Raw genomic sequence first — 2,593 nt, forward strand, 5'->3', positions numbered from 1 at the left:
AGGTTTGACTTTGGGGTTCACCGATGAATGGCCGACCAGAGCACGCGCCACCTCTGTTGCCCGACGCGTTTGATCGGGATGATTGACAGTGAGGGGCTCCAGGCGGCGATGCTGAAACTCGACCTTCGCCCCGGAAGCGCGTGCAATATTTTCCGCGCACGCCTCAATCTGTTTTTCAGCGAAGTCGCGCAAAATCGGTGACAGTGTCCTGACTGTTCCGGCAATCTCCGCGCGTTCGGGAATGATGTTGTAAGCTTGTCCGGCGTTCAGCTTTGTGACGGAGATCACCAGGGACTCGGTGGGGTCCGTGTTGCGTGAGACTAGTGTCTGCAAGCCTAAAATGATCTGAGCTGCAACAACGACGGGGTCAATTGTCAGATGGGGAGCGGCCGCGTGACCCCCTCTGCCTTTGACCACAATATCGAACTCGTCGAGCGCGGCAAAAATCGAACCTTCGCAAATGCCGAACGCACCAACCTCCATGCCTGGCCAATTGTGCATGCCAAAGACCTGAGATATCCCGAAACGGTCCATGATCCCCTCCTGGACCATTCTTTGGCCGCCGCGGCCATCTTCCTCGGCAGGTTGGAAGATCAGGGCAACGGACCCTTTGAAGTTCCGGGTCGCGGCGAGGTATTTCGCGGCGCCAAGGAGCATTGCAGTATGCCCGTCGTGACCACACGCGTGCATCTGTCCGGACCTTTTCGACGTCCAAGGTTTGCCTGAAGCTTCGAGTATAGGCAGAGCGTCCATGTCGGCCCGCAACCCGATAGTGGGCCCATCTCCGAGTTGACCTTGGATCAACGCAACCACGCCGGTTTCAGCTATCCTGCACTCGATGTGGTTAATCCCGAAGGAAGCCAGCTTTTCCGCCACAAATGCCGCTGTGTCATTCACCCGATAGTCAAGCTCCGGATTCTCGTGCAGGTACCGGCGCCAAGTCATCGCTTCGATCTCGATCTCCTTGAACCTGTCAACGCCAACCATAGGCACGTTCCCGCATTTGAGTAATTTGGATCAGGCGCCGGTGCGTAATTAATGATCGATGCCACCGGTGTTTTCGTCAAATGCAGTTTGGATATCGTAACCATCTAGAACCGAGATAGCCCCGCGTTCAGGCCTCGGTGTTGGCGCCGGCGACTGCGACCCGATAACAAGCCGTTTGCCCTCAAATGGATAAGCTTCGGCCTTAGAGGACCAGCTGCGAAGTGCTGGCAATCATAAACTCTGGCTCTGCTGGCAACGGCCAATGGCAAAGGTCTGAGTAGGAAGAGCTGTCACCATCGCGACACTCCTCCCCCTCCCACGACCTACTTTCCAGGACTGCATGCGCTTTGCCACTCAATCCGCAAACCGCAGACCCTAGGCGGCGTGGACAAATTCGATGTTAGCAGGGTCGCTTTCCTGCGATCGGGTTGTTAGCATTGGGAATGACACTGGAAGAAGAGAGCGAACGAGCTACGTCGATGCTGATTGGCAAGGTTGTTCGCCGTGTCATGCGCCACCGCGATGGAGAGGTGGTGATCGAGTTTGAGGATGGCAGCCGATTTTTCGCGGATAGCGACAGCCCTCTCGAACTGTCCATCACCTTGGCGGAATAGTATATCCGCCTTACGGAATTTCGGACGTCGATGCGATTGACGTAGCCCAAGAGGATTGATTCAAGGCTGCTTTTTGGAGGCAGGTTTGAGCAGGGGCGATCTCACCGAAGCAGAATGGCGTGTTCTCAAGGGCTTGCTGCCCATCGACCCTGACAAACGCGGCCGAGGTAGACCTCCCAAGCAGAATCGTTCGATCATCAACGGCATTCTCTGGCGGCTCCGCTGCGGCGCTCCATGGCGGGATGTCCCGCCCAAATACGGCAGTTGGAACACCATCTATCGTCGGTTCCGACGCTGGAGCGAGGCCGGGGTCTGGGAGACCGTGGCGGTAATGCTCGCCGAGGTCATGGCGGACAGCGGCCACTACAGCATCGACAGCACCACAGTTCGCGCCCATGTCTCGGCAGCGGGCGGAAAAGGGGGACTCGTGCACCGGACGCCTTCCTTGCGGACAAGGGCTACGATGCCGATACCATTCGCGCCGATCTCGCCGAGCGGAAGATTAAACCCGTCATACCCGGCCGATCAAACCGCCGCGTGAAGATCGAGTATGACCGGGCGCTCTACAAGCAGCGGAACCGAATCGAGCGCATGTTCGGCCACCTCAAAATCAACCGGGCCATTGCCACCCGCTACGATCAATTGGCCAATAGCTTCCTCGGAATGGTCTACCTAGCCACCGCCAGATACTGGCTCAAATTTGTCCACGCCGCCTAGCATCACGCCCGATAAAGTGTTGGCGGGATTTCGCTCAGGAGTTCCGCGCCGCGCTCTGTCACGAGCACGTGTGCGCCGGCACCAAATAGGTAGCCACTTTCGCTGCACAAAATGTTTGGCATGTGCAGGGTCATGCCAGCTCGGAGTGGTTCATTTACATCGGGCTCCAGGCTTAGGTCGCCGCGCTCAGTCCAATTGATGCCAGTTTGGTATCCTGTTCGTTGGCGGAAGACGCCCTTGCGTCCAGATCGCTTCAACACCTCGCCCCCAGCAGC

At 57.5% G+C, this 2,593-nt stretch carries 2 protein-coding genes and 2 pseudogenes; 2 read left to right on the forward strand and 2 right to left on the reverse strand.

Annotated features, from left to right (window positions below; all coding sequences use genetic code 11):
• A partial coding sequence (locus EN994_RS26420; protein ID WP_164746209.1) for an amidohydrolase occupies nt 1–987 on the reverse strand: 987 nt, incomplete at its 3' end.
• Between the two features lie 443 nt (nt 988–1,430).
• Between EN994_RS26420 and EN994_RS35500 the strand changes: the two genes are divergently transcribed.
• The gene (locus tag EN994_RS35500; RefSeq protein ID WP_164548526.1) at nt 1,431–1,601 is read left to right on the forward strand and encodes a hypothetical protein; all 171 of its coding nucleotides are present in this window, start codon (nt 1,431–1,433) and stop codon (nt 1,599–1,601) included.
• A gap of 85 nt (nt 1,602–1,686) precedes the next feature.
• Nucleotides 1,687–2,318: pseudogene (locus tag EN994_RS26425) on the forward strand (IS5 family transposase).
• Nucleotides 2,319–2,320: 2 nt separating this feature from the next.
• Here the strand turns inward: EN994_RS26425 and EN994_RS35700 are convergent.
• Nucleotides 2,321–2,593, reverse strand: a pseudogene (locus EN994_RS35700) (aminopeptidase P family protein); the annotation flags it as partial.

The sequence above is a fragment of the Mesorhizobium sp. M7A.F.Ca.CA.002.09.1.1 genome (genome assembly GCF_003998555.1).
GTDB lineage: Bacteria > Pseudomonadota > Alphaproteobacteria > Rhizobiales > Rhizobiaceae > Mesorhizobium > Mesorhizobium ciceri.

Bases quoted from the DNA above. Each gene is read 5' to 3' on its own strand.
- EN994_RS35500 (WP_164548526.1), top strand. From the start codon at position 1,431: ATGACACTGGAAGAAGAGAGCGAACGAGCTACGTCGATGCTGATTGGC.